General features: G+C 56.7%; 27 protein-coding genes and 1 other RNA gene. 14 read left to right on the plus strand and 14 right to left on the minus strand.

Translation table 11 applies throughout. The features are described 5' to 3' along the window. Positions 1–60: 60 nt before the first annotated feature. From RCCS2_RS09385 to RCCS2_RS09395, 3 genes are read left to right on the plus strand one after another with little or no spacing between them, the layout of a single operon-like run. The gene (locus tag RCCS2_RS09385; RefSeq protein WP_008233617.1) at positions 61–654 is read left to right on the plus strand and encodes an RNA polymerase sigma factor; all 594 of its coding nucleotides are present in this window, start codon (positions 61–63) and stop codon (positions 652–654) included. After that, positions 632–994 (plus strand): hypothetical protein, encoded by a 363-nt coding sequence (locus tag RCCS2_RS09390; RefSeq protein ID WP_050770801.1) that lies wholly within the window; start codon positions 632–634, stop codon positions 992–994. Before RCCS2_RS09385 ends, RCCS2_RS09390 begins: the two co-directional genes overlap by 23 nt. After that, on the plus strand, positions 987–1478 hold the full coding sequence (locus RCCS2_RS09395) for a periplasmic heavy metal sensor (protein ID WP_008233623.1): 492 nt from the start codon (positions 987–989) through the stop codon (positions 1476–1478). The genes RCCS2_RS09390 and RCCS2_RS09395 overlap by 8 nt, the downstream gene beginning before the upstream one ends. Here RCCS2_RS09395 and RCCS2_RS09400 read toward each other — a convergent pair. Next, the gene (locus tag RCCS2_RS09400; protein ID WP_037293828.1) at positions 1467–2858 is read right to left on the minus strand and encodes a diguanylate cyclase; all 1392 of its coding nucleotides are present in this window, start codon (positions 2856–2858) and stop codon (positions 1467–1469) included. The two genes, RCCS2_RS09395 and RCCS2_RS09400, sit on opposite strands and share 12 nt — an antisense overlap. 96 nt (positions 2859–2954) lie before the next feature. Between RCCS2_RS09400 and RCCS2_RS09405 the strand changes: the two genes are divergently transcribed. Further along, positions 2955–3233 (plus strand): DUF3572 domain-containing protein, encoded by a 279-nt coding sequence (locus RCCS2_RS09405; RefSeq protein WP_008233627.1) that lies wholly within the window; start codon positions 2955–2957, stop codon positions 3231–3233. Here the strand turns inward: RCCS2_RS09405 and RCCS2_RS09410 are convergent. Beyond that, positions 3230–6415 (minus strand): reductive dehalogenase, encoded by a 3186-nt coding sequence (locus RCCS2_RS09410; RefSeq protein WP_037294000.1) that lies wholly within the window; start codon positions 6413–6415, stop codon positions 3230–3232. The two genes, RCCS2_RS09405 and RCCS2_RS09410, sit on opposite strands and share 4 nt — an antisense overlap. A gap of 61 nt (positions 6416–6476) precedes the next feature. Between RCCS2_RS09410 and RCCS2_RS09415 the strand changes: the two genes are divergently transcribed. The 3 genes from RCCS2_RS09415 to RCCS2_RS09425 all read left to right on the plus strand — a co-directional run bounded on the left by RCCS2_RS09415 (position 6477) and on the right by RCCS2_RS09425 (position 9552). Further along, positions 6477–7181 carry an HAD family hydrolase gene (locus RCCS2_RS09415; RefSeq protein ID WP_008233631.1) on the plus strand — a complete coding sequence of 235 codons (705 nt, stop codon included), beginning with the start codon at positions 6477–6479 and terminating at the stop codon, positions 7179–7181. An 84-nt stretch (positions 7182–7265) separates the two neighbouring features. Beyond that, complete coding sequence (locus RCCS2_RS09420) at positions 7266–8825, plus strand: trimethylamine methyltransferase family protein (protein ID WP_008233645.1); 1560 nt, start codon at positions 7266–7268, stop codon at positions 8823–8825. 250 nt (positions 8826–9075) lie between these two features. Then, the gene (locus tag RCCS2_RS09425) at positions 9076–9552 is read left to right on the plus strand and encodes a CAP domain-containing protein (protein ID WP_008233647.1); all 477 of its coding nucleotides are present in this window, start codon (positions 9076–9078) and stop codon (positions 9550–9552) included. On the opposite strand, the gene dtd is transcribed toward RCCS2_RS09425, so the two are convergent. The 12 genes from dtd to RCCS2_RS09485 form a co-directional block, all read right to left on the minus strand. Continuing rightward, complete coding sequence (gene dtd / locus RCCS2_RS09430) at positions 9549–9992, minus strand: D-aminoacyl-tRNA deacylase (protein ID WP_037293830.1); 444 nt, start codon at positions 9990–9992, stop codon at positions 9549–9551. The two genes, RCCS2_RS09425 and dtd, sit on opposite strands and share 4 nt — an antisense overlap. Next, positions 9989–10894: a carbohydrate kinase family protein gene (locus tag RCCS2_RS09435; protein WP_008233650.1), complete on the minus strand. Its 906-nt coding sequence runs from the start codon at positions 10892–10894 to the stop codon at positions 9989–9991. The genes dtd and RCCS2_RS09435 overlap by 4 nt, the downstream gene beginning before the upstream one ends. Before the next feature lie 18 nt (positions 10895–10912). Continuing rightward, a complete protein-coding gene (locus tag RCCS2_RS09440; protein ID WP_008233652.1) occupies positions 10913–12016 on the minus strand; it encodes a TFIIB-type zinc finger domain-containing protein in 1104 nt (367 codons plus the stop codon). Beyond that, positions 12017–12439, minus strand: coding sequence for a hypothetical protein (locus RCCS2_RS09445; RefSeq protein ID WP_008233654.1), 423 nt, complete (start codon positions 12437–12439; stop codon positions 12017–12019). After that, positions 12436–13539, minus strand: coding sequence for an SPFH domain-containing protein (locus RCCS2_RS09450; RefSeq protein ID WP_008233655.1), 1104 nt, complete (start codon positions 13537–13539; stop codon positions 12436–12438). Before RCCS2_RS09450 ends, RCCS2_RS09445 begins: the two co-directional genes overlap by 4 nt. 118 nt (positions 13540–13657) lie before the next feature. After that, positions 13658–14494 carry a hypothetical protein gene (locus RCCS2_RS09455; protein ID WP_008233656.1) on the minus strand — a complete coding sequence of 279 codons (837 nt, stop codon included), beginning with the start codon at positions 14492–14494 and terminating at the stop codon, positions 13658–13660. A gap of 176 nt (positions 14495–14670) precedes the next feature. Continuing rightward, on the minus strand, positions 14671–15636 hold the full coding sequence (locus tag RCCS2_RS09460) for a DUF2927 domain-containing protein (protein ID WP_008233657.1): 966 nt from the start codon (positions 15634–15636) through the stop codon (positions 14671–14673). Then, a complete protein-coding gene (locus tag RCCS2_RS09465) occupies positions 15637–16830 on the minus strand; it encodes a toxic anion resistance protein (RefSeq protein WP_008233658.1) in 1194 nt (397 codons plus the stop codon). Continuing rightward, on the minus strand, positions 16830–17726 hold the full coding sequence (locus RCCS2_RS09470; protein WP_008233659.1) for a 5-bromo-4-chloroindolyl phosphate hydrolysis family protein: 897 nt from the start codon (positions 17724–17726) through the stop codon (positions 16830–16832). Before RCCS2_RS09470 ends, RCCS2_RS09465 begins: the two co-directional genes overlap by 1 nt. Continuing rightward, entirely contained in the window at positions 17727–17930 is a 204-nt protein-coding gene (locus tag RCCS2_RS09475) for a hypothetical protein (protein ID WP_008233660.1), read from the minus strand. It abuts the gene before it with no gap. 56 nt (positions 17931–17986) lie between these two features. Further along, positions 17987–18808, minus strand: a complete 822-nt coding sequence (locus tag RCCS2_RS09480; protein WP_008233661.1) for a TerC family protein — start codon at positions 18806–18808, stop codon at positions 17987–17989. A 65-nt stretch (positions 18809–18873) separates the two neighbouring features. Further along, positions 18874–19677, minus strand: coding sequence for a pseudouridine synthase (locus tag RCCS2_RS09485; RefSeq protein WP_008233662.1), 804 nt, complete (start codon positions 19675–19677; stop codon positions 18874–18876). 65 nt (positions 19678–19742) lie between these two features. Here RCCS2_RS09485 and RCCS2_RS09490 point away from each other — a divergent pair, with 65 nt between their 5' ends. The 7 genes from RCCS2_RS09490 to rnpB all read left to right on the plus strand — a co-directional run bounded on the left by RCCS2_RS09490 (position 19743) and on the right by rnpB (position 24551). Continuing rightward, positions 19743–20189, plus strand: coding sequence for a nucleoside deaminase (locus RCCS2_RS09490; RefSeq protein ID WP_008233663.1), 447 nt, complete (start codon positions 19743–19745; stop codon positions 20187–20189). 8 nt (positions 20190–20197) lie between these two features. Beyond that, positions 20198–20851 carry a ceramidase domain-containing protein gene (locus RCCS2_RS09495; protein ID WP_008233666.1) on the plus strand — a complete coding sequence of 218 codons (654 nt, stop codon included), beginning with the start codon at positions 20198–20200 and terminating at the stop codon, positions 20849–20851. 33 nt (positions 20852–20884) lie between these two features. Beyond that, positions 20885–21172, plus strand: coding sequence for an Asp-tRNA(Asn)/Glu-tRNA(Gln) amidotransferase subunit GatC (gene gatC, locus RCCS2_RS09500; RefSeq protein ID WP_008233668.1), 288 nt, complete (start codon positions 20885–20887; stop codon positions 21170–21172). Then, positions 21172–22659, plus strand: a complete 1488-nt coding sequence (gene gatA, locus RCCS2_RS09505) for an Asp-tRNA(Asn)/Glu-tRNA(Gln) amidotransferase subunit GatA (RefSeq protein WP_008233670.1) — start codon at positions 21172–21174, stop codon at positions 22657–22659. The genes gatC and gatA overlap by 1 nt, the downstream gene beginning before the upstream one ends. Before the next feature lie 40 nt (positions 22660–22699). Then, positions 22700–23458, plus strand: a complete 759-nt coding sequence (locus RCCS2_RS09510) for a hypothetical protein (RefSeq protein ID WP_008233672.1) — start codon at positions 22700–22702, stop codon at positions 23456–23458. Beyond that, positions 23419–24168, plus strand: a complete 750-nt coding sequence (locus RCCS2_RS09515) for an N-acetylmuramoyl-L-alanine amidase (protein WP_008233677.1) — start codon at positions 23419–23421, stop codon at positions 24166–24168. The genes RCCS2_RS09510 and RCCS2_RS09515 overlap by 40 nt, the downstream gene beginning before the upstream one ends. Before the next feature lie 11 nt (positions 24169–24179). After that, an RNA gene (gene rnpB / locus RCCS2_RS17940) (RNase P RNA component class A) lies at positions 24180–24551 on the plus strand. Positions 24552–24589 lie beyond the last annotated feature (38 nt).

A 24589-nucleotide genomic window follows, 5' to 3' on the forward strand; every position in this document is an offset into this window, starting at 1 on the left:
GGGGTGCCTCCTACCTCTGCCAATTGCCACACGGGTTTAAGTTGGCTAGCTCTTTTGCAGATGAACGCATCGCCAGATCCTTTTGTAGGCGCGCCAGACGCCGCACTTTTGGTCGCATACGCCAATGGCGATGGGCAGGCGGCGCGGTCTCTGACAGCGCGTCTTTTGCCGCGGGTCTTGGCACAGGCCACGCGGATGCTGGGCAATCAGACCGAGGCCGAAGACGTGGCGCAGGACGCAATGATGCGTTTATGGAAAATCGCACCCGACTGGCGGCATGGCGAGGCGCAGGTCAGCACATGGCTTTACCGTGTGGTGGCAAACCTGTGTACAGACCGGTTGCGCAAGCGGCGGGGCGTATCTTTGGATCAGGTGGCAGAGCCTTTGGATGCGGCGCCCAGCGTGACAGCACAGATGCAGACGCAAGCGCGGATGACCGCCCTATCGGATGCTTTGGCGCAATTGCCGGAAAGGCAGGCGCAGGCGGTGTCGCTGCGGCACCTTGAAGGGTTAGCGAACCCCGAAATTGCGCAAATCATGGACATCAGCGTGCGGTCCGTGGAAAGCTTAACAGCACGCGGCAAACGGGCCCTTGCCGATATCATGGCGGGGCGAAAGGCAGAACTGGGGTATGACGATGACGAACCCGAATGATGATATGCTAGACGGTCTTTTCGCCCAAGCGCGCAAGACGACGGCTGCGCCGAGTGATGATTTGACGGCACGCGTGCTGGCCGATGCAGATGCCATGCAGCCACAATCTACGGCGGTTGCGACGCCGCAGATGGGCTTGTGGGCCCGGATGCTGGATACGCTTGGTGGCTGGCCCGCTGTCGGCAGTTTGGCCACTGCGACGGTTGTTGGCATTTGGGTTGGTGTTGCGCCACCATCATCGGTTGAAGATATGACCGCAAACCTGCTTGGTGATCAGGTCAGTGTGACCTTGTTCTCGACCGACCTGCTGTTTGAAGAAGAGGTACTTTTTGATGGTTGAAGACAAACGACCAACCACACGACCTAGCCGCCTGTGGCGGATTGTTCTTGTGGTGTCGCTCGCGCTTAATCTGGCGGTGGTCGGGATCATCGTGGGTGCGATTGTGTCAGGGCGTGCGGGTGATGGGCCACCACGGAGTTTTGATCTGGGGATCGGGCCAATTGCGCGCGCGCTTGAGCCTCAGGAGAGACAGGCGATCGGGCGCAGTTTAAGGCAGGACCGGGCTTTGCGTTCTTTGGATTTGCGAGGTCGTGCCGCTGATATGGTTGAAACGCTGCGCGCGCAGCCGTTTGACCCAGAAGCATTACGTGCATTAATGGCAGATCAGGCGGCAAATGTCGCAGGGCTGCAAGCCAAGGCACAAGATGCGACCTTGGAACAAATCATTGCGATGACACCGGACCGCAGACGTGCTTTTGCCGATCAGGTCGCCGAAGAGCTTTCACGGATCAGAGCCCCGCGATTGCGCAACTCAGGCGGCTGACTTGCTCATCGCGACCTGATCGCGACCACCTGATTTTGCGGCATAGAGGGCCTTATCGGCTTGGGCGCAAATTTTGTTGATTGCCGCAGTTTCTGGTTTGATCTGTCCACTGACAGCCAAACCAATCGACACGGTAACCTTAATGTCGGGAAGGTCACTTCCCAGTTCAAAGGGCATTGTGTTCACCAAGGCGCGCAGTCGATCTGCCGCCAAACGCGCATCCGTAACAGACGTACCGGGCATTGCGACCAGAAATTCTTCGCCGCCCATACGGGCAACCAGATCAATGGCCCGCAGATTTTCGCGCAGCCGATCCGCCAATTCGATCAGCACCTGGTCGCCCGCGGCGTGACCATGCGTGTCATTCACGGCTTTGAAGTGATCAATATCAATCATCATCACCGCCAGTTCCCGCCCCGATTTGCGCGACTGGTCAGCCAGACGCGCCAGATGCGGTTCAACATAGCGGCGATTGAAAAGCCCCGTCAGCGGGTCAGTGACGGCCGCGTTCAGCCCATTGCGCAGCGTGTCGCGCAATTTATCGTGTTTACGTTTGCGGGCAATCAGGCGCTTGGCGCGCAGGGCAATTTCTGCGGCATCGCTGGTTTCAGGCACAACATCATCGGCCCCTAAATCAAGGAACATCGCAGCGATTTCCGGTTTGTCCTTGGGAACCATGACAAGCTGCATTGCCTGCCGGGTTTGCGCGCGTGCGCGCAGGTCGGACACCAGCCCAAACAAACCGCTTCGGCCTGCATCGACTGTCGTGGCATTGATCACAAATAGGTCGTGCGCTGCTTGCGCATCGTCCAGTTGCAAAACGGCATAGGGTTCTATGCTATGGATGACACCGCGCAAATATTTACGCAAATTCAATGTAACTGCCGTTTCCATAGGTCCACGCACCGACAGAACGGCAACTTTTGTGGCACCGTCAAAGCCATTTTTGTTCTCTTCAAAACCCAAAGCGCGGCTTGTGCCTTCACGCAATTGCAGTTCTTCATGCGTGCTGTGCACCCGCAACATACTGCGAATCCGTGCCAACAGCAGCGCATCATTAACCGGGTGGGGCAGTACGTCATCTGCCCCCGCATCAAGGGCGGCAAATCGGGCCTGAGACGTGTCTGCGACGCCCACTGCGATGATCGAGATTGCAGCGGTTTCGGGAGTGCGACGTAACTCATGGCATAGGCTGTGTTGATCGTCGACCGCATCTGAAAGGTTCATCAAGATCAGGTCAGGTCGGTTTTCGGCAATGATGGTCATCGCCTCTTGTTTGCTTACGCAGGCATCCACCACGAAGCGGGCTGCCAACATTTTTACTTTCAACACGATCCTGTTTGTCGCAACAGTGTCTATGATCAGTATCCGACCCGGCATTTCTTGCCCCTATCTCAGAGCCATCGGCTCGATTCCTTGTCCTGAGATTCGGTGTTAATGGTTAAAAAACGGTTTCCATCGGTATAGGGAAAGTAAATGCAACAAGAACGAGCCGAAGTGATTGCCTTGCAAGGGTTGGCGTGGCTGGCAGCAAATGATGAGCTGTGTCCGCTCTTTCTAGGCGCGTCCGGTGCATCAGTGGATGACCTGCGCGAGCGGGCCACAGACCCCGCGTTTCTGGCGGCGGTGCTGGAGTTCATTACCATGGACGACGCCTGGGTCGTGTTGTTTTGTGACACTGTGGGGTTGGGCTATGACCAGCCATTGCGCGCGCGATATGCCCTGCCGGGCGCTGAAAGCGTACACTGGACCTAAAGGTTAATCTTGATCGTGCCCCCCGGTTCCGACGCGCGACTTTGACAAAGAATGATTTCGGTTTCGCGCTGGGCTTTGGACAAGACAAAGTCGCGATGCTCAACGGTACCTTCGCGCAACCCACATTTGCAAACACCGCACAGCCCGTCAGAGCATTTCACATCAACATGAACGCCTGCCGCATTCAACGCGTCAGCAGCCGTTTCATCGGATGAAACGGCGATTTCGCGGCCGTCGATCAGAACCACCGTGAAAGGATGGTTTTCGTACTCTGGTTGCTCTGGCACAGCAAAATATTCCAGGTGCCACGCGTCATCGGGAAAGCCATTGGCCTTTGCTGCATCCATCACAGCGGCCATGTAGGCATCTGGTCCGCAGGTATAGATATGCGCCCCGCCTTGATACAATGTCAGCTTTGCCAGATCGGCACGCGACCCTTCCTCTGATACATGCAGATGTACTTTGTCCGTCCAAGGCACTTGCGCCAGATCAGTAAGGAAACCCGCATCACTGCGGCTGTGCATGCTGTAGTGCAAGGCGAAATCAGCGCCAATCGTGTGCAAGCGGTGCGCCATGGCGATCATCGGGGTGATACCGATGCCACCTCCCACCAAAAGCGTCTTGGATGCCTCCTCAACCAACGGGAAATGGTTGATAGGCGGCGAAATATAGACCCGCCGCCCTTCCTCAAAAATGCGGTGCATCAGCTTTGATCCGCCGCGCCCGTCATCTTCGCGCAGCACAGCAATTTGATACTGGCTGCGGTTGGCCGGATCACCGCTTAGCGAATATTGACGGAAAAATTCCGGGGCCACGACGACATCAATATGCGCGCCCGCAGTGGCGGGCGGCAGATCGCTGCCATCTGGTCGCGAGAATTCGTATTTTGTCACAGCATCGGTCATCTTGATGGCCTTGCTGATGACAACCTCAATCACGGGGGTGTCGCCTTGAATGGGTGCATAAATGTGTTCAGGCAGCATTCCTGCCGCGCGCCGCTTGCGATGCTCATCAGCCGAGATCATGGCTTCATAGGCTGCAATCCCAGCCTCACGGTCCATGGGTGCTGGCCAAGGGTAGGGTGGTGGCGCAAGGGGGGCAGGGTAAACGGCTAGCGTTTGATCGGTGTATTTCAGATCAAGATCCGTTTGCAGACTGCGCGCGTTCACCGGATGGCGGGATGGGCGGTAGGCACCGTCATCCTCCATCTCCAGATCCCACCACCATTTTTTGACCGGGTTGATCGACCCTTTGCCCAGTTTATCGTCCAGTTTTGCCAGCGCTTTGGCCGCTTGTGGCACAGTCATCGCCAGCTTGCGGAAAGGGGCCTCTGCAAACAGTCCTTCCAGGTTCCATGGGCAGGTTTTCATGCAGCGCCCACACATTGCGCCATTTTTCTGGCTCACACGGTAGGTGGTGCATTTCTGGCTGTCGGATTTCCAAATCTCATAGCCGTTGAACATCAGCTTCGGGCCGGCAGTGATCGCCCCGGACGGGCATTCGCGCGCGCATTTGTTGCAGGCATCGCAGAACTTTTGCAGACCAAAATCGATCGGTTTGTCATAGGTCATCGGCATATTGGTCGTGACAACACCAGACTTTAGGCGGGGGCCAAGAAAGGGGTTGAGGATCACCTCACCAATGCGGCTGACCTCGCCCAAGCCAGAAAGCAGCAAAAGGGGCGGATGCAGCACTTCTTCATCCATCACAGAATGAACGCGGGCGGTGTACCCGAGGTTGCGCAGATGCTGTGCCAAAACCCCACCCAATAGCGAAAACCGCAAATAGGCCCGCATGGATTGTGCGCAGGCGATCCAATCATCGCCAGATGCGCCTTCCATCGTCTCATGTCCTTGGTCAATGATCATCGAGATGGCATTGTCGTGGTAGGGTGTGATCGGCGCGCCGGTTGTGTCGTGGCTGTAATATGCCCAGTCTGGGCAGGCGGACAGGCCCACAGCATCAACGCCCAAGAAATAAAGCGCGGCCTTGATATTGGCGGCGTTATTGTCTGGGGTATCTTCGGTTGGTTCTCCGACCGCCTCGCCATCCTGCAACAGCACAAAGGCCCCCAGCGAAGGACGAAACGCATAGGCAGCGGCGGATTTGCGCACGTAGTTGCCGTTCTTTGTGGCCTCTTGCACATGCTTGCCCATATCGCCAAACAAGCCGCGCACGAACAGATTTGCGCGTTTGGGCACGCGGGCAACATTGGGGCGGTCGATATAGGTTGTCGGTTCATGCACACGCTTCAGCGTCTCAAACGGATGCGGCCCAAGGGCAAAGTCGCGATTGGCAAACGCATCGCGGGTGCGGGCTGTTTTGGCATGCGTGCCGCGCCCGGTTTGATAGCTATGTGGTGGATTTTGCCCCGGCGCGATGGGTTGGTCCGGCGTCATATCAAGCGTGGTTGTGACCGCCGCCAGCCCATAGCGGTCGCCTGTGAACGGATTGGACAAGGTGCCATCTTCCAGCGCAACAAGGCCTGCAAGGGCCGCAAGGGCATCCAGATGCACGTCAGACGCCGCCATCGAATGCGCCCGCGCATCATATCCCAATGTACGTATATAACTGGCCAAAGTGACCGCCGTTTCCATGCCGCGCAGACAGGCGCGCTGGGGCAGTGCATCCTTGATCCAATCGGTGCCTTGTTCACCTGTCTTGGGCGCGCGCGGATGATCATACAGAAACACCAGCGCATGGGTATGGTGACGACAATCGACCGGTGGCATCGCCATGCTGTCGCGCAGTCCAGCCATGATCACGTCAATCCCGGCCGCAAGTGATTTGGGCTGCACCTTACGCAGTTTGTCGGCAAGTCGATCAACATCAGGGTTGGCAATAGGTTTTGCGAGCCAAGCCTGACCAGGGATCGCGCAAACACCAACCATACTGGCGTCGCAGTAATAGCCAAAGGCCTTAAGGTGATTGGCCCGCTCTGTCAGATTATTAGGTATCTCGGCCATCTCGCGCTTGACCATCCCGTCACGGGTGGCGTCCAGCATCGCCTGATAGTCCTGCATCGCGCCGATAATGCTCTTGGGGTTTTCGGGCCTGCGAAAGGAAAGGCCCTGCATCGGCGGTAGATTGGACACATCCACCGATTGCACCCGGCGCAGGCTTTCAAGCGGAAAAGGGCCGAGGTGGACAGGGCGGTCACGATAAGATCGGAATTTCAACATGTTGATTGACACCGTCTTGCGGGCGGGGTCCGGTGTCAATGCACGAAGGGACAGGTGACGCGTGATCAAAGGCATCATTTTCGACAAGGACGGCACGTTGTTTGATTTCAATGCGACGTGGGGTACATGGACGCGCGGGATGCTTGAGGCAGAAGCAAAGGGTGATCCCGCGGTTTTTGATGCGCTTGCCGATGCGATGGGCTTTGATGTCGACGCAAATCAATTTCGGCCTGATAGCATTGTGATTGCAGCAACCGTGGATGAGACAGCTGACTGCATTCTCAGCGCAATCCCTGACAAGGATAAAGACGCATTGTTGGCGCGTATGAACGCTGCCACAGCGCAGGTGACACAAGTTGAAGCAGTGCCGCTTGCCGATTACTTCAGTGGATTGGCTGCTTTGGGTTTGCGCCTTGGCATCGCAACCAACGATGCCGAAGCACCAGCACGCGCGCATCTGGATCGCGCCGGGGTGACCGGGCATTTTGAGTTCATCGCAGGCTATGACAGCGGACATGGCGGTAAACCAGCGCCGGGACAGCTACATGCCTTTTGCGCACATACCGGGCTGGACGCCACAAACTGCCTGATGGTCGGCGACAGCACCCATGATCTGCACGCAGGTCAGGCGGCAGGGATGCGGACGGTCGGTGTTCTGACCGGACCTTCGCCACATGCGGAACTCGCGCCTTTTGCAGACATCGTTTTGCCAGATATCGGGGCAATTCCGGGCTGGCTTAAATCAGAAAATCTGATCGCACTCTGATTCCGACACCATCTGTCGGTTTCCCGTCATCGCTATGGGCTGACCTTTGCAATGCTGACCCTCAGATAACGAGGGACCAGACCCGTGGTACAAACAAGCAAATCCAGGCGGCGCGGCGGCGGACGGGCCGGGGCCGCAACCCGCCGCGGCACAGCAACGATTGAACAGATGGCTTGGCGGGTGCCCGTCAACACAGACCGTCCGACAGAGCCTTTGGGCGAAGAGGGCGTGCAGGCGATCCACGACGGGGCGATGCGTATTCTTGAAGAGGTGGGGATCGAGTTTCTTAATGAAGACGCACTGGCGCTTTTTAAAGAGGCCGGGTGCATGGTCAACGGCACCAATGTGCGCATGGATCGCGATTGGGTGATGGAGATGCTGGGTCATGCGCCAGCGCAGTTTGATATCACACCGCGCAACCCCAACAAGAAAATCACCATCGGCGGTAAGCATATCCTGTTTGGAAACGTTTCATCCCCGCCGAATTATTTTGATCTTGAGATTGGCAAAAAGGTCTCTGGCAGCCGCGCGCAATGTGCGAACCTTTTGCGCCTGACCCAATACTTCAATTGCATTCACTTCGCGGGCGGATATCCGGTGGAACCGGTTGATGTGCACGCCTCAGTCAGACATCTGGACGTGGTCTATGACAAGATGATCCTGACAGATAAAGTGGCCCACGCTTATTCGCTTGGCAAAGAGCGGGTCGAAGATGTGATGGAAATGGTCAAGATCGCAGGTAGGCTAAGCGAGGAAGAGTTTGTCGCTAAACCGCATATGTACACCAACATCAACTCGACCTCGCCTTTGAAGCATGATGTGCCAATGATCGACGGTTGCCTGCGTTGCGTGCGGCGGGGACAGGCGGTGATCGTGACACCCTTTACGTTGGCTGGGGCGATGGCTCCTGTGACCATGACAGGGGCCGTCACGCTGTCGATCGCAGAGGCGATCAGCGCAATTGCCTTGTTTCAATATGTCCGCCCCGGCGCACCATGCGTTATCGGCACTTTTACCAGCAACGTTGATATGAAATCCGGCGCACCGGCCTTTGGCACGCCAGAGTACATGCGCGCGACCCAGATCACTGGACAAATGGCCCGGTTTTACGGACTGCCGATGCGGGGATCTGGCGTATGTGCGGCCAACGTGCCTGACGGGCAGGCGATGTGGGAGACATCGAATTCGCTTTGGTCAGCGGTGCAATCAGGGACCAACATCGTTTATCATGCAGCAGGTTGGCTTGAAGGCGGGCTGATCGCCAGCCCGGAAAAATTTGTCATGGATTGCGAAGTGATCCAGTTGATTCAACGCTATATGGAACCGCAGATCGTGGCGACATCGCCGGATGACATTGCGATTGATGCAATTAAAGAGGTGGGTCCAAATGGCCACTTCTTTGGGATCGAACACACGCAAGACCGCTACGAGAACGCGTTCCACCAGCCGTTCGTGTCAGATTGGCGGAACTTTGAAGCGTGGGAAGTTGCGGGCGGTATCTGGACGGCGGAACGGGCGCACCGGACCTTTAAGGACATCATCGCACAGTTTGAGGAGCCGCCCATGGACGTGGCCGTGAAGGAAGAATTGACCGCCTTTGTCGCAAAGCGCAAAGCCGAGGGCGGAGCACCGACGGATTTTTGATGTAAGGTGGATCATGATCCACCTTACGCTTTGGCGGCGCGAACATGATAGGGTCTGCTGGACTATCACATTGATAACGGCCTGCATGATTGGGTCCGTTTGGGCAACAGTTTTTGCTATTGTTGCGTTTTATCGCCCAATCTAATTGCTCGGCATGTAATTGCCGCCGCGCTGCCCCGGCGCCGCCATAGCGTTGCCCTGATCATTTGCGAACCATAGGTAGAACGCACTCAACGACGGGACAAATCAAATGAATCGCTTCGCAAGCTTTGTGGCTGTAACAGCCCTTTCTTTTGTTGGGACAACTGCGGCTGCGGCCACATGTGTGGCACCCGCGAACGTCAATCAGCTCGCAACCGAGATTGCAGCAGGACTGAACCAAAGCCGTCGTGCAAACGGTGAAGCGCCGCTGCGGTTTAATCGTAGGCTGGGGCAGGCTGCCATGGTTCATGCCTGTGATATGGGTGTGAACGATTTCTTTGATCACCGTGGAACAGATGGGTCACGTCCGCAAACGCGCGTGCAAAGCGCGGGATATAACGACTGTATTGTCGCCGAAAATCTTGCCTGGGGTTACCCCCGGTCTGAACAGATTGTGAACGGTTGGATGAATTCCCCCGGTCACCGCCGCAACATGCTGCATCCGCGTATCGAAGAGTTTGGTATCGGGATCAGCCAGACCGATAAAGGCCCGTATTGGGTGCTGGTTGTCGGCAAACAGTGCTAGTCTAGGACGTCGATCCAAATCGTCACTGGCCCGTCGTTTGTCAGGCTGACAGCCATGTCAGCGCCGAACGATCCAGTGGCTGTTTGAATACCCAAATCCGAAACATCATTGACGAACTGCGCGTAAAGCGTACGTCCGACATCCGGTTTTGCAGCCGTGGAAAACCCGGGGCGATTGCCGCGTGATGTATCTGCCGCCAACGTGAACTGGCTGACAATCAAGGCCGCGCCGCCCACATCGACCAAAGACTTGTTCATTTTGCCGCCATCATCAGCAAAAATCCGCAATTTGCTGATTTTCGTGGCCAGCGTTTTGGATGTCGCGGCGTCATCGCCCTCCATCGCGCAAACAAGGATCAAAAGGCCTTTGCCGATTTCCCCAATCACATCACCATCCACCCGCACCGCCGCGTCGGTGACTCGCTGAATAAGTGCTCTCACAGCTCAGACGCCCAAGGCGGGTTCGCCCCAGCCCGGCTAACGGTGATCGCTGCGACCTTGGCACCAAATGCCGCGGCTGCGCGTAGGTCGGTTTCGGTTGCGTGTTTAATGCCGCCTTTTGTCAGGTGACCGCTCTTGTGCAATTGCGCCATGAAACCGGCGCTAAAGGTGTCGCCAGCGCCGACAGTATCCACAACGTCGGCCTTCTCAGCCGCAACATCATACGTACCGTTTGCGGTCACGATACTGACCCCATCGCCGCCACGGGTCAGCAGGATCACCTGTGCGCCAGTGCTGGTCAGCAGCGCGTTTGCGTCGGCATCCCCAACGATCCATTCCAAATCTTCGTCTGATGTTTTGATGATATCGGCCACACCCATCATGCGGGTCAGGCGCGTGCGGTACGCGGCTTCATCGGTGATGAATGAGGGACGGATATTGGGGTCAATCATCGTAAGCCGCGTCGATGCTTCACGGACCATCATCGCCTCATAGGCTGCACCACAGGGTTCCACGACAAGGCTGATACCGCCAAAGAATAATGCGTCCGCGTCAGTATCCGGTAAATCGCCCTCTGACAGCATGCGCCCTGCGGTGTTTTCGTCGTAAAACGCGTAAGATGCATGCCCATCGGTCAGGGTCACAAATGCCAATGTTGTCGGACGATCCGAAATTGCGGCGGGACCACTGTCCACATCGGAGGCTGCCAGTTGGGCCCGCAGCATGTCACCAAAAAGATCAGACGACAGGCCCGAGAAAAATTGCACCGGCGCACCTAGTCGCCCCAAAGCAACGGCAGTATTAAACACGGACCCGCCGGCATGCGGTGCAAATGCATTTTCGCCAGCGGTTGTTTCACGCGGCAGCATATCAATCAGGGCTTCACCACAGCACAGGATCATCAGAGTACCTTTCGGTTTTTATTGGCTGTTAGCGATAACAAATCCAACGCCAAGTGCAAGAATTAGTCCAATGACCACCGCAAAAGCGATCTTCCAAGCCGAATAGGGCCGTTCACCTTGTACCCGGCCTGTGCGCCCATTCACGACAAAACGATAGGTTTGCCCACGGTATTTATAAGCGGCCAGCCAGACAGGCAGCAGCACATGTTTAAAGGTCACGTCCTTTACGGCAGTCTTGACGGAGTGCACGCGCTGGGCGTCGCCACCGATATCATATTTCACATCGCGATGGATCATCCGGTCCATATAGGCGCGGGCTTCGGTGAACCCGTCAGCCAGTTCCACCTGATACCCCTCGGCGCGAAACCCGGCAAGGTATTCAGGGTTGTAAGGTTCCAGCGCAGATAAATCCCAAGGCTCTAGCCCATCGGTGTATTTCTTTGGCAGCGACCGCGAGGCCAGCACAAGCACATCGTCAAAAAAGCGCGCCACCCGGCCAGATGCCGCGCGCCAACGGGTTTTGCGCACACGCACATTGCGTCGCTTGCCATCGCGCACGACGGTTTTGGTCACATAATAATGTGTGCCGCGCTGGCCTGTATATTGGCTTTTGGTATCCGCATCGAAGGTCCAGTAGGGCACATAGATGCCGTTCATTTTCCGTCCCTTACGGGCATAGTCGGTCAGCCCATTGGGCGCGAACCACAAACTGCCCAGCCAGTCGATCAGCGCCTTGCGGGCTTGGCCTTCTTCCAACTCAAAAGGCAGTAACCCGCGCGGTTTGATGTGGCGGTGCGTGCCCGTGCCGGTGACCACCGGGGTGGCACAAAACGGGCATTCGGCGGCGTGGATATCGGGGTCAAATTCTGTCTGCGCGCCACAGTTGGGACAAGCGTTGACGCGGGTTTCTTCGATGTCCGCTTCAGCCAGCCTATCTTGTACCGCGCGCTGAAAATCCAGTTCAACGATGCTGCCCGCCCATGGGCCTGCACTTTCGATCGGCTGCACATTCCCGCAGTGATCGCAGGTTAGCTGATGATCGCCGGGATCAAACCGCAGGTCTGACCCGCAGGTATCGCACGGAAAGCGGTGTTCGTTATCGGTACGTTGTCCGTCTGCCATTTAAAGTATCTTATGCATAAAACGCGGCATCATCACCCGCAGTGCGCCGTCAAAAAGGACATTGTGCCGCCAAAAGTGAAAGAGCCCATGCATGGCCCCTGCCGCCAAAAGCACCAAGAGCGCCACCCACCCGGTATCATGCGGCATCCAGCCTATCAGGGCTGCAGCATTCAGTGCCACGGTCACAGCCAGAACCGCATACATACCGCGATGCATCCAAGGATACACCGCGCGTAACGTGCCTGTCAGCTTTGGTCCCGGTTTGCACATCATGCCTTTGACAATGGCCATCGCGATCCAGACCGCGCCACCCAGCACAAAGGCCCAGCGGACCCATGCCTCTGACGTGCCGCCTTTGACCATGACCAGCACTAACATCAGCGTCGACCAGTGTAGCAGAATTGTCAGCCTGCGTTGTGTCATACGCCCGGGGGTGGTGGCGGCATAATGGTAAAGAGCTGGGCAAGTTCGGTAACCTCACCTGCTGCTATCCAGCCGTCCTGACCTTGCGTCCAGACCATGCTGTCGCGGTTCAGCTTATTTTCAGTGACCATCCGGCCCATTGCAGCCTTTGAAAACGGGCCGGTGACTTCGCCGCCAGCTGCGATATGCCAGACATGCTCAACCGGGGGCGGCGGAGGTGCGGCTGCTGCGGGGGCAGCACCCCAAGGCCCGCCTTGTGCCATTTGACCAGCCATCGCCATGCCCATACCCGCACCAAGGCCTGCGGCCATGCCGCCGCCCGCCGGGTTATTGGCGGCCGAGGTCATTGCCTCTGCTGCGGAATATTGTGTGAACTTGCCCAAGTCGCCTGCCAAGCCCATAGAGGTGCGCTTATCCAAGGCATCCTCTACCGCGGGCGGCAAGCTGATGTTTTCGATATAAAGTTCTGGAATGCTCAAGCCATATTGCTTCATTGTGGGGTCGATAGCCGACGCAATCAGCTTGCCCAGATCAGCCGTGTTCGCGGCCATATCCAGCACCGGAATGCCGGACTGCGCGATCACGCGGCTGAATTCCTGCACGATGATGTTTCGGATCTGATAGCTGATTTCATCCATGGTGAATTCGCCATCGGTGCCAACGATTTCGCGCAGGAACATCGCCGGGTCTGCGACCTTGACCGTATAAGTGCCAAAGGCGCGCAGCCTTGTTGGCCCAAATTCGGGATCACGGACCATAATGGGATTTTTCGTGCCCCATTTAAGGTTCGAGAACCGCGTGGTGTTCACATAGTAAATTTCGGACTTGAACGGGCTTTGGAAACCATGGTCCCAGTGTTGCAGGGTCGTCATGATCGGCATGTTGTTGGTTTCCAGCATGTACAGGCCGGGGGTGAAAACATCGGCCAACTGGCCTTCATGCACAAACACAGCCGCCTGACCTTCGCGCACGGTCAGCTTGGCGCCATATTTGATCTCGTGCCCCTCACGCTCAAACCGCCAGACCATCGTGTCGCGGGTTTTGTCGGTCCAATGGATGACATCGATGAATTCACCGGTCAGAAAATCGAAAATGCCCATGTTTACTACTTCTCTCAAGGTTTTATGGCAGATGTGCTGTTAGGTGGCGTGGTTCGCAAGATTGACGTATTTGCCCATGTTTGTACACGTCTCGGATCAACCCTGAAAGGGTGTCTGTTCAACTATTCTTCGATGCCCAAGTATCCGACCGGACGCTTTTGGCACTGTTGATGACGGTACTGAACTGCGTGAATGCGCGCAGTGACAATAACACTGTGGCAACGAAACCTAGAATGTAATGCGCGGGATCCGCAAAGTTTGATGGCAGTAGCAATACCCACCCCGTCACAAAGATAACAAGACGCAAGGCGCGAATAGGCAACCCACTGTGCAGGACGCCTGTGTAGCGATAAACGATATAGGGCACCCAACGCCGCAGGATTTGCGCAAGAAGCAACGCGGCACCTGCCGGGGTTAGCGTGACAAACCCGATGGGAAACCCGTATTTAAGCACTTGCAGCGGAAGATACAAAAACACACGCGACACCTTATCAATACGGCTATAGGCCCAATATGTCAGCCGAAGCGTGATCAGCACGACCACCCAAATGACGGCCGCCATCGCGACACCTGTGGTCTGCATCCCCATAAAGTGCCAATCAACCGATTGGCTGATCGCCCAGATACCTGCAGCGCCAAAAACGGCAGCATACACCCACGAGACCGGTTCAGAAAACGTGTCACGAAACGCGGCAAATCCCGGAGGCGTCCTGCTTTCGGTTTCTACTGTGGCAGAGATCAGATCGTTCTCGTAATAGCCGACCTCATAGATCATCCAAAAAGAGATATGCAGCAAAGAAATACCGACGACACCCCAAACGGGTGCTTCCAGTACCAGTGCAAAAGCAACGAGGATGATCAGCAGATCATCACCCAGATTATCAACAAGAAAAGACCAGCGTGCCGCCGAATTGCGTTTGCAATGAATGCAGTATTCAAAAGGATATTGCGGCATTGGGCTTCACCTAAATTGATCAGTTCCACCCGGGATGGGCCATCGACACTGCGGGCAGGATCAGTTTGATTTATAGAGTGCCAGAACCGCGGCACACAACACCCATTGCCTTTGCCAAGATTATGATACCGCTCCGTAGGCTGGCCTTTTGGGCGCAGGCGATGTGAAACTGTGCACTAGGTCGACCCCGCCGCAAGATACTCTCGTGCGATCAGCCGCGCGATTGGCGCGGCAACAGAAGGTTCCATCCCGGTTTGCAGGCGTGGATCATAAAGCATCCTGAGCAGAAGTTCGTCATGTGTGGTCAGCAGCGCAAATTCTTCGTCATCATTAAAGATCGAAGGACGCGCGCTGGGGCTGTCGTTGGCAAGGCCCATGCCTTGGGCCAGTTCTTCGTGAATGCACGCACTACGCATCAGATTGGGGTGTTCGGCGCGGATCATCGCGACGGCTTTGACGTAGTTGGATTGCCCCGGCGCAAACGTCCCGATCACGACACAGAGTTGGTCGCGGGGCAGGTTCACAAAAGTGCGCACCGTGGCGTCTGAAATGCTGGGGATTAGTGCGCGCAAACGCGGTCCATAGGCACGGCGGTCATCCTCACCCAAGAACAACACCTGAAAGTTGGGGTTTTGGTCGGTTATACGGATCGGCACGCCGGTCGCTCTGCTAAGTCGGGCGGCGTAGGCGCTGACGCTGGCCAGATCTGCGTCGCGCTGGGCAAGGGGGACCGTATCACCGAATTCTACGGACATGCGGATCGGGCCGGTCCAGCGGCGCAGTTTGGATACCGTGGCCTGCGGGCGCTGGAAATCACTGTCATCGCGGTATTCGTTAAACAGTGCGATGCGCACAAAGTTGCGGGCCAATTGCGTGTCAGTGAATGGCGTGTCGGGGCCACCACCATCGCCACGCAACAAACCTTGGGTCAATAGATCGTTTTGCAACCGCGTATAATAGGTTGCAAGGTCGCGGCTGGCCTGACTTGGCGGCGTGACTATTCGGTCAGCAGGTGGTTCTGGCACTTCAACCGGTGGCGGGGCAGGCGGCGCGACCGGGGGCATCAACACATCACATCCCATCAGACCCGTCGCAAGGACGAGCATCAGGATACGTTTTGTGTTGCCCCCAATCGTTATCATTTACTCAGCGCCGGCAGCCGTGCCGATTGTATCACCAGTGCCGGTACCACGCGCCTTGGCAGAGGCAAGGGTGTCCTTTAGCTCCTGCTCCATCCTCTGCAATTCAACCTCGGCCTCGGCACGCTTGCGCTTGCCTTCATCGGCAATCTCTAGGCTTTCGTTGATTGTGGCGATCAGGTTGGCGTTCGCCTCTTTCACCGCATTGATGTCGAACACACCGCGTTCCATTTCCTCGCGGATGGTGCGATTGGCCTGCCGCAGGTTTTCGGCGTTGGCTTTCAGCAACTCGTTCGTCAGATCGTTGGCATCGCGAACGGCTGCCGCGGCTTCGGTCGAGCGTTGGATGGTGACGGCTTGTGCCAGTTGGGTTTCCCAAAGGGGAACGGTGTTAACCAAGGTTGAATTAATCTTGGTGACCAGCGATTTGTCGTTTTCCTGCACCAGACGGATCGATGGCAGGGATTGCATTGTTACCTGACGGGTCAGTTTCAGGTCATGCACACGGCGTTCCAGATCATCCCGGGCAGACCGGATATCGCGCAATTCCTGCGCTTTCATTACGGCCTGATCTTCGGCGGCGGCCTGTACTTCGGCTTCCTTTGCGGGGATCGTATTCGCGTCAAGATCGGCGATCTTGGCTTCACCAGCGGCGATATAAAGCCCCAGTTCATCGTAGAACTGCAAGGTCTTGTCATAAAGCACATCAAGGCTCTCGATATCTTTCAGCAGCACGTGTTCGTGCTTGAGAAGATCATCGGTGATGTGATCAATCTGGCCTTGGACTTCTTCGAATTTGGCGGCAAACTTTGCCATCGGGGCCGCGCGTCCCAGCAGTTTTTCCCACCAGCTGCGTTCACGGCGCACGTCCAGTTCCGAGATGGAAAATCCGCGGATCGTTGTCACGATATTGCGCAAGCTGTCGCCCGCTGGACCGACATCCTTGTTGCGAACACCAGCCAGCATGGATTGGCTGATTTCTTGCAATTCCGCTTGGGCGGATGATCCGAAAGACACAATAGAATTGGTGTCTTCGATATTGATCTCGGCGACGCGCTTTTCAATCTCGGCACTTGTGGGCGGGTCAGCGGCCTCAAGTGTGATAAGTTCGCCTTTCGGCTCTGGCAGTACAACTGCGGTCACTTTTTCAACTTCGGCAAGTGCAGCTTGGGCCTTTTCGCGGACGGTTTCTGACATTAATCGTTCCCTTTCGTTTTTAGGCTCACACCTTCGCGTTTCAGGCGGTCGCGGAGCACGTTGATTTCAATATCCATGTCGCTGCGGTCATCCAGCAGCATTTTGTCGGTACGGGCGGCAAAGTTCTGTTCCAGATCATCAAGCAGCGCCTCATAGTCGGCACGTACATCGGCATCTTTTTTCCGGGTGTAAAGATCGACGAATTTGGTGGTCGCGTCGCGTGCACCCATCAAATAAACACCCAAAAACTTCCGTGCGCCGCTTAAATCCCGGGGGTCCTCTTCAACCGTGCGGATCATCCGGCGGGCGATGATCTGAAAATCTTCGACCCGCTCTGTCAAACGGCGGTCGGATACCGCTTCGATCTGGGACTTCATCACATCAAGATGCGCTTCGGCTTCGTCCACCACACGGGCAACGCGGTCTTGCTGAAAGGTATCAACGCCTTCCATGCGCTTATCAGCCATCGGATCAATGCCGAAAGTGGCGGTATGCAATCCAGCAGCCGCAATCCCATAAAGAACCGATCCAATGGTGCCGCTATCACCAGTAAATGCGGCAATTGCGACGCCAACGCCGGTCAATACCGTGGCCAGCATTTTGCGCGGCAAGGCAGGGCGGCGGGCGACTTTGCGGGCGTTGTAGGCAGCTTCTGCTTCCAACCCTTCCTGTAACAGCCAGGCAGCAAGGGTAAGGATACCGGCACCGACAAGTGCTGTCACCAGCGTGACCGCCCCTTCGTTCAGTGATGTAGCGGCCAGAATAATGGCTGGCACATAAAGCAGTTTGACCCGGCCACTGGACACGGCAACCCGCTGGTCGCTTTGCACCGTATCGCGCGGTCCGGTCGTAGCCTGCCCATCAGGGCTGTATTTGCCGCCAAAGCGCTTGGCCATCTACACGCCCCCCAGCCAGCCCGTTGTGACCCCAAAGAGCAGCACGACCAGCAGGACATAGGTGATCCGTCGGAATTTTGCAGGCATATCGTCAACATCCTTTCCCACACTTGGTCGGGCGACGGCCAGCATTGTTCCCAGCATCGCAATGATTGCAATCGCAACCACGGCTACAAAGGCTACAACAAGGATCAATCGCACCATTTTCGCGTTACTCCGCCAGTTTCTTCAAACTTCCAGATAGGGTGGAAGTGACTGATTTACGAGTGTTTCTGCAAGGCTGCCCGTTCGGCATTCAGTTTGCGGGTATATCCGGATTGAATGATTTCTACCGCAACCAGCACCACCACAGAGAAGTAGAACGTCGACTTTGACATCGGGATAATGTCGTGGCCAAAGACCATGATTTGCAGGCTATCATCATGCATGGCATGGGCCGCAGCAGGGCCAGCTTCGCCCAACAAAACCACACCAACGATCAGCAGGATGAAAAGACCAAGCACCTCGTACATGCGGTTCTTTTCCAAGAACCGGGTCACGCCGTCCGCCAGCAATAGCATCGCCAGACCGGACAGGATGATCGCAAAGGCAAGGATCGGGAAGACATCAGTGATGGCAAGCGCGGACAAAACCGAATCGAACGAAAAGATCAGGTTCATGACAACAATCAGCACCACGACCTGCGTTGCTGATTTGGCGCCTTTGCCCTCAACATCATGGCCAAGGTCATCCATCGACAGCATATGCCCGATTTCCTTGACGGCCGTATACATGATGAACGCGCCACCAAACACAAAGACAATTGTGGCAAAGTTAACGCCACCTTCGATCACACCTTCCCAATCCATGATAAAGAACGGCTCTGACAGCATATCAATCAGCTGGATCATGGTAAAAAGCAGCACAACCCGCAGTGCAACCGCGATGATGATGCCCCATGTGCGCACCGCCTTTTGTTGTGCAACGGGCGCGCGTTTACTCTCAATTGAGATATATAGAAGGTTGTCGAAGCCCAAAACAGCTTGCAAAAAGCACAGCATGATCAGGTTTACAGCGTTTTCGAGCGTTAGCAGGTCAGCCAAAGCATAGTCCCCCGGGAGAATTTTTATTCACACCACCATGCACAACGCATGAAGCAGAACAAGGTTCAACTGGATCGCTTTTTCCCCCTTGTGGGGCGATTCACAGGTTTTCGAACCCGTTTTGGCGTTGGTTTACCCGAAATTCCTAGCTGATCACGCACGACGCGCTGTTTCAGCTCCTCTACTTCGCCCTGTTTCAAGGCGGCCAGTTGGAAGGGACCATAGCTGACACGGATCAGCCTGTTCACAGTGACGCCGATTTCACCCATCGCACGCCGAATTTCGCGGTTTTTGCCTTCGCGCAGACTAACGGTCAGCCAAGCGTTCGCACCTTGCTGGCGATCAAAGGTGACGACCATGGGCTGATACTGGATACCTTCGACAGTGATCCCTTCGCGCAATTCATCCAGTTTGGCTTCACTGACCGACCCGTTGATGCGCACGCGGTAGCGGCGCAGCCAACCGGTGGATGGCAGCTCCAGCTTGCGCTTGACCTCACCGTCGTTGGTCAGAAGTAACAGTCCTTCGGAGTTCAGATCGAGCCTGCCGACCGACATCACACGCGGCATGGTCTCTGGTAATGATGCGAAAACAGTCGGGCGATCTTTCTCGTCACGCTCAGTTGTCACCAATCCCGCAGGTTTGTGATACAGCCAGATGCGTGGCGGCTCAGGCTCACCCACTTGCTTGCCATCCACGACGATGCGGTCGTCAGCAGTCACGTTCAGGGCTGGGCTGGTGATGGTCTTGCCATTTACGCTGACGCGGCCATCTTCGATCATGCGTTCAGCCTCGCGGCGGCTGGCGATGCCTGCGCGGGATAAAACTTTGGCGATGCGGTCGCCGGGTGGTGGGGTTTCATTACTCATCCCCGCCCCATAACGGCTTTGATCGCCCCTTGCCAGCGATAGCCGCAGCAGTGCATGCAAAGGATATGGATTTTCGGACCTACATGAATGTTGCCTTGGATGAGGCCCGCGTAGCTGGCGCGCGCGGCGAAGTACCAGTGGGTGCCGTGATCGTCGGACCGGATGGTGTTGTGGCCCAAGCGGGCAATCAGACGCGGGAACGCAGCGACCCGACCGCGCATGCCGAAGTGCTGGCGATCCGGGCCGCTTGTGCGGCGTTGGGGCAGGAACGCCTGATAAGATGCGACCTCTATGTCACACTAGAGCCTTGTCCAATGTGTGCTGCTGCCATCAGCAATGCGCGGATTGCGCGGCTCTATTACGGGGCGGCGGACCCCAAATCAGGCGGGGTGGCCCAGGGGCCGCGCGTGTTCAGCCATGCACAATGCCATCATGTGCCAGAGGTTTATGATGGGATTGGCGCAAAGGCGTCAGAGGCTCTTTTAAAGGACTTTTTTGCAGGACGACGGTAGAAACGCGGATGGACTGGTTTGAACAGATAGACGGCTATTGCGAGCGGACGGATTTCAGCTATTGGTCCGAGCCGCTGAATGCAGTGACCAACCTTGCCTTCATCATCGCTGCCCTCATCCTGTGGCGTCGGGGCAGTGGTGTGCCACTGGCGCGTGTCTTGTTGGTCATTCTGGTCGCGATTGGGATTGGCAGCTATCTCTTTCATACCCATGCCACGATCTGGGCGGTCACTATTGATATGATCCCGATTGGCATCTTCATTCTGGTATACCTCTTTGCGGTCAACCGGGACATTGTACCGATGGCCGGCTGGAAGGCGCTTTTGGCGACGACCCTGTTCTTTCCATATGCGTGGCTGGTCGTCTGGGTGACGAACCAGCTACCGTTCTTTCATATTTCGAACTTCTATTGGACTGTGCCGCTCTTGCTTTGCATCTATGCGGTGGGGTTGCGCGACAGGCCAGGTATCGCGTCGGGTTTTCTTATTGGCGCAGCCATTCTGAGCCTGTCGATCAGCGTCCGGTCCGTCGATGAAAGTCTGTGCGATACCATTCCCTTTGGAACGCATTTCCTCTGGCACATCCTCAACGGCATCATGCTGGGCTGGATGATCCATGTTTACACGCGTCATATGCTTGCGACCGGCCCCGCAGAGCGCTAAACGCTGGTCAAAGATTCATCGGAGAGTTTGTTCATGTCGATTGACACCGAAACCGCCCGCCGCGTGGCCAAGCTGGCCCGCATCAAGGTGGAAGATGACGCATTGCCTGCACTGGCGTCCGAGTTCAGCGCGATCCTCGGGTTCATTGAGCAGCTCAATGAAGTTGATGTGGAAGGCGTCGCGCCGATGACATCCGTGACGCCGCAGCGTCTGAAGCGTCGCGATGATGTGGTGACGGATGGTGGCCAACAAGAGGCTGTGTTGAAGAACGCGCCCGATGCCCGCGAAGGATTCTTTGCTGTGCCGAAGGTGGTGGAATAATGTCCGATCTGACCAAACTGACCATCGCCCAGGCCCGCGACGCGATGCGCAAAGGCGAAACCTCAAGTGCTGAGATTACATCCGCCTGCTTGGCGGCCATCGCAGGTGCAGACGCGCTGGGCGCTTTCGTGCACCATACACCTGACATCGCGCAGGCGCAGGCCGCTGCCGCTGATACGCGCATCAAGGCCGGTGATGCGCCTGACATGTGTGGCATCCCGCTTGGCATCAAAGATCTGTTTTGTACCAAGGGTGTGCCATCGCAGGCTGCCAGCCGCATTCTTGAAGGCTTCAAGCCGGAATATGAAAGCACTATTACAAGTCAGTTATTTGACGCAGGCGCTGTCATGTTGGGCAAGCTTAACATGGATGAATTCGCGATGGGATCGTCGAATGAGACGTCCGTTTACGGCAATGCGGTCAACCCGTGGAAGCGTGACGGTGACAGCGTGGAACTGACACCAGGTGGTTCCTCTGGTGGGTCTGCAAGTGCCGTGGCGGCTGATCTGTGCCTTGCCGCAACCGGGACGGATACAGGTGGTTCCATCCGCCAGCCTGCCGCATTCGTCGGTATCACCGGCATGAAGCCGACTTATGGGCGTGTTTCACGTTGGGGTATCGTGGCCTTTGCATCGTCGCTTGATCAGGCGGGCCCGATGACCAAAGACGTGCGTGATGCTGCCATCATGCTGAGTGCGATGTCCGGGCATGACCCGCTGGACAGCACCAGCGCCGATCTGCCTGTGCCTGATTTTGAAGCCGCACTGACAGGCGATATTCGCGGCAAGACGATCGGCATTCCCAAGGAATACCGCATGGACGGCATGCCTGCGGAGATCGAACAGCTTTGGGCCGATGGCACTGCGATGCTCAAGGATGCCGGTGCCAAAATCGTCGATATCACCCTGCCGCACACGAAATACGCTTTGCCTGCTTACTACGTCATTGCCCCAGCCGAGGCATCGTCGAACCTTGCCCGCTATGACGGCGTGCGCTTTGGGCACCGGGCCAAGCTGGCACAGGGTGATGGCATTACCGAAATGTATGAAAAGACCCGCGCCGAAGGGTTTGGGCCGGAAGTGCAGCGTCGTGTGATGGTGGGCACCTATGTGCTGTCCGCCGGATTCTACGACGCCTATTACAACCGGGCCCGCCGTGTGCGTGCGCTGATCAAGCAGGACTTCGACACCGTCTTTGCCGATGGGGTCGATGCAATCTTGACGCCCGCAACGCCCTCTGCGGCCTTTGGGCTGGGCGAAATGGCGGATGCGGACCCGATCCAGATGTATCTCAATGACGTGTTCACGGTAACGGTGAACCTTGCCGGATTGCCGGGCATAGCGGTGCCGACCGGGCAGGACAAGCAGGGTTTGCCGCTTGGCTTACAGCTCATCGGGCGACCTTGGGAAGAGGGCGAGTTGCTGAATGTGGCATACAGTCTTGAACAATCCGCAGGTTTTGTGGCCAAACCGGCGAAGTGGTGGTAATCTTTTGCGAAACAAAACGCAGGCTGACAGGTATCACTTTATGAAACCACGTATTCTTATTGCAGTGACGTTGATCGGGCTTGCGGCCTGTACGCCGCGTGTTGTGCCCACGGAACGCGGTGTGGGTTTTGATGAGTTTTCCAATTTCGAACTGGAACGCGCACGACGCGAGGCGCAGCTGTCCGCACCACGCGGGACTATTGTGCCACCGCCGCAGATCAACACGATCCCGTCAGGACAACCGCTCAATCAGACGCAGGGCATTCCGTCTAGTGCACTGGCCCAAGCCGGAATTGGGACACAAGCGCCGGCAGCATCCGCGCCAAACCTGGGATCGGATCCATTGCGGACCCAAGGTCTTCAAGCCTCGCCCAGCAATCCGGCGCCAGCATTGGCCAATTCCGGCACAAGTCTGTCGGATGAGCAGAATTTCGACGCAGTTTCGGGGCGTGAGACCATTGAAAGCGATGCGCAACGCCGTGCGGCACAAGCCGCAGCGAGAACACAAATTGCACCCACAGAGGTGCCGCAGCGCCCCTCGAATACCGGGCCAAACATTGTTGAATACGCGCTGAATGCGCCAAACGTCAAAGGGCAGGAATGGTATAGCCGGTCGTTGTTGTCGACGGATGGCCGGTTTCGCCGCAACTGCGCGACCTATGCAACGCCTGACGATGCGCAGCGCGACTTCCTTGCGCGCGGCGGGCCAGAGCGGGATCGGCGCGGGATTGATCCAGATGGCGACGGCTTTGCCTGCGGATGGGATCCGGCGCCGTTTATTCAGGCCGTGCGCAACTGAGGCTGACCACGCGACAATCGCCCAACTGTGGGCCGCGACGCGACGGGGTGACACCGGATATTGTTGTCCTTCACTACACGGCGATGGCGTCTGCGTCTGCCGCAGCGGACACGCTGTGCAACCCTGATACCCAAGTTTCGGCGCATTACCTGATCGCGGAAGACGGCGAGGTTATCTCGCTTGTGCCAGAGGCGTTACGCGCGTGGCACGCCGGGGCGGGCGCATGGGGCGGGGTTACGGATGTGAACAGTCGTTCTATCGGGATTGAGTTGGCGAACACAGGGTCCACACCTTTTGCGGCGGCGCAGATTGATGCGCTGACTGATTTGCTGAAAGGGATCAAAACCCGCTGGGATATCCGCCCTGAGCGCGTGATCGGACATTCTGACATGGCACCGGGGCGCAAGATTGACCCTGGCGTGCGTTTTGATTGGCGCAGGTTGGCATTTGAAGGATTGTCAGTCTGGCCCTCATCAAACGCTTGTTTGCATTCTTCGGAAAAGGGCACACAAGAAGCCGATGACGTGCGGTTTGCGGCGTTGATGGCAGCTTTCGGTTATTCGACGACGACGGACCCTGAACTCCTGCTCAAGAGCTTTCGCCTGCGCTTTCGTCTCGGCTGGGATGGCCCGCTGGACGCAACAGACTTGGCCATGATCACTGACCTTGCACGTCGTTTCCCCGTTGACGTGAATGCCGCATGGGCCTAACCCCCATCTACGCGGATGGCTGGATGACTGCGGCAGCAATGTCGAGGAAAGTCCGGACTCCAAAAAGCACGGTGCCGGGTAACGCCCGGCGGGGGTAACCCCAGGGAAAGCGCCACAGAGAACAGACTACCTGATTTCGATCAGGAAAAGGTGAAACGGTGGGGTAAGAGCCCACCGCGCAAGCGGCAACGCAAGCGGCACGGCAAGCCCCACCGGGAGCAATGCCAAATAGGGACCTCGCGTCGCAAGACGGGGATGCTTGAACCCCAGATGGTCCGGGTTGGCAGCTAGAGGGCGTCTGGCAACAGGCGCCCCAGATGAATGGTCATCCATTTGTGGGCAACCACAAAGGACAGAATCCGGCTTATAGGCCATCCGCGCATACCAAACTGATAATTTTGGATGGTATCGACTGGCGTCG

Source organism: Roseobacter sp. CCS2, assembly GCF_000169435.1.
GTDB lineage: Bacteria > Pseudomonadota > Alphaproteobacteria > Rhodobacterales > Rhodobacteraceae > Yoonia.

What these genes read in the sequence shown, in the direction of transcription:
- RCCS2_RS09495 (WP_008233666.1), top strand. Translation starts at nt 20,198, where the DNA reads ATGGACTGGTTTGAACAGATAGACGGCTATTGCGAGCGGACGGATTTC.
- RCCS2_RS09490 (WP_008233663.1), top strand. Translation starts at nt 19,743, where the DNA reads ATGGATTTTCGGACCTACATGAATGTTGCCTTGGATGAGGCCCGCGTA.
- RCCS2_RS09475 (WP_008233660.1), bottom strand. Translation starts at nt 17,930, where the DNA reads ATGGTGCGATTGATCCTTGTTGTAGCCTTTGTAGCCGTGGTTGCGATT.
- RCCS2_RS09460 (WP_008233657.1), bottom strand. Translation starts at nt 15,636, where the DNA reads ATGATAACGATTGGGGGCAACACAAAACGTATCCTGATGCTCGTCCTT.
- RCCS2_RS09485 (WP_008233662.1), bottom strand. Translation starts at nt 19,677, where the DNA reads ATGAGTAATGAAACCCCACCACCCGGCGACCGCATCGCCAAAGTTTTA.
- RCCS2_RS09510 (WP_008233672.1), top strand. Translation starts at nt 22,700, where the DNA reads ATGAAACCACGTATTCTTATTGCAGTGACGTTGATCGGGCTTGCGGCC.
- RCCS2_RS09455 (WP_008233656.1), bottom strand. Translation starts at nt 14,494, where the DNA reads ATGCCGCAATATCCTTTTGAATACTGCATTCATTGCAAACGCAATTCG.
- RCCS2_RS09400 (WP_037293828.1), bottom strand. Translation starts at nt 2,858, where the DNA reads ATGCCGGGTCGGATACTGATCATAGACACTGTTGCGACAAACAGGATC.
- RCCS2_RS09445 (WP_008233654.1), bottom strand. Translation starts at nt 12,439, where the DNA reads ATGACACAACGCAGGCTGACAATTCTGCTACACTGGTCGACGCTGATG.
- RCCS2_RS09385 (WP_008233617.1), top strand. Translation starts at nt 61, where the DNA reads ATGAACGCATCGCCAGATCCTTTTGTAGGCGCGCCAGACGCCGCACTT.
- gatC (WP_008233668.1), top strand. Translation starts at nt 20,885, where the DNA reads ATGTCGATTGACACCGAAACCGCCCGCCGCGTGGCCAAGCTGGCCCGC.
- RCCS2_RS09395 (WP_008233623.1), top strand. Translation starts at nt 987, where the DNA reads ATGGTTGAAGACAAACGACCAACCACACGACCTAGCCGCCTGTGGCGG.
- RCCS2_RS09515 (WP_008233677.1), top strand. Translation starts at nt 23,419, where the DNA reads ATGGGATCCGGCGCCGTTTATTCAGGCCGTGCGCAACTGAGGCTGACC.
- RCCS2_RS09450 (WP_008233655.1), bottom strand. Translation starts at nt 13,539, where the DNA reads ATGGGCATTTTCGATTTTCTGACCGGTGAATTCATCGATGTCATCCAT.
- RCCS2_RS09440 (WP_008233652.1), bottom strand. Translation starts at nt 12,016, where the DNA reads ATGGCAGACGGACAACGTACCGATAACGAACACCGCTTTCCGTGCGAT.
- RCCS2_RS09470 (WP_008233659.1), bottom strand. Translation starts at nt 17,726, where the DNA reads ATGGCCAAGCGCTTTGGCGGCAAATACAGCCCTGATGGGCAGGCTACG.
- RCCS2_RS09410 (WP_037294000.1), bottom strand. Translation starts at nt 6,415, where the DNA reads ATGTTGAAATTCCGATCTTATCGTGACCGCCCTGTCCACCTCGGCCCT.
- gatA (WP_008233670.1), top strand. Translation starts at nt 21,172, where the DNA reads ATGTCCGATCTGACCAAACTGACCATCGCCCAGGCCCGCGACGCGATG.
- RCCS2_RS09435 (WP_008233650.1), bottom strand. Translation starts at nt 10,894, where the DNA reads ATGATCCTGTGCTGTGGTGAAGCCCTGATTGATATGCTGCCGCGTGAA.
- RCCS2_RS09405 (WP_008233627.1), top strand. Translation starts at nt 2,955, where the DNA reads ATGCAACAAGAACGAGCCGAAGTGATTGCCTTGCAAGGGTTGGCGTGG.
- RCCS2_RS09425 (WP_008233647.1), top strand. Translation starts at nt 9,076, where the DNA reads ATGAATCGCTTCGCAAGCTTTGTGGCTGTAACAGCCCTTTCTTTTGTT.
- RCCS2_RS09465 (WP_008233658.1), bottom strand. Translation starts at nt 16,830, where the DNA reads ATGTCAGAAACCGTCCGCGAAAAGGCCCAAGCTGCACTTGCCGAAGTT.
- RCCS2_RS09390 (WP_050770801.1), top strand. Translation starts at nt 632, where the DNA reads ATGACGATGACGAACCCGAATGATGATATGCTAGACGGTCTTTTCGCC.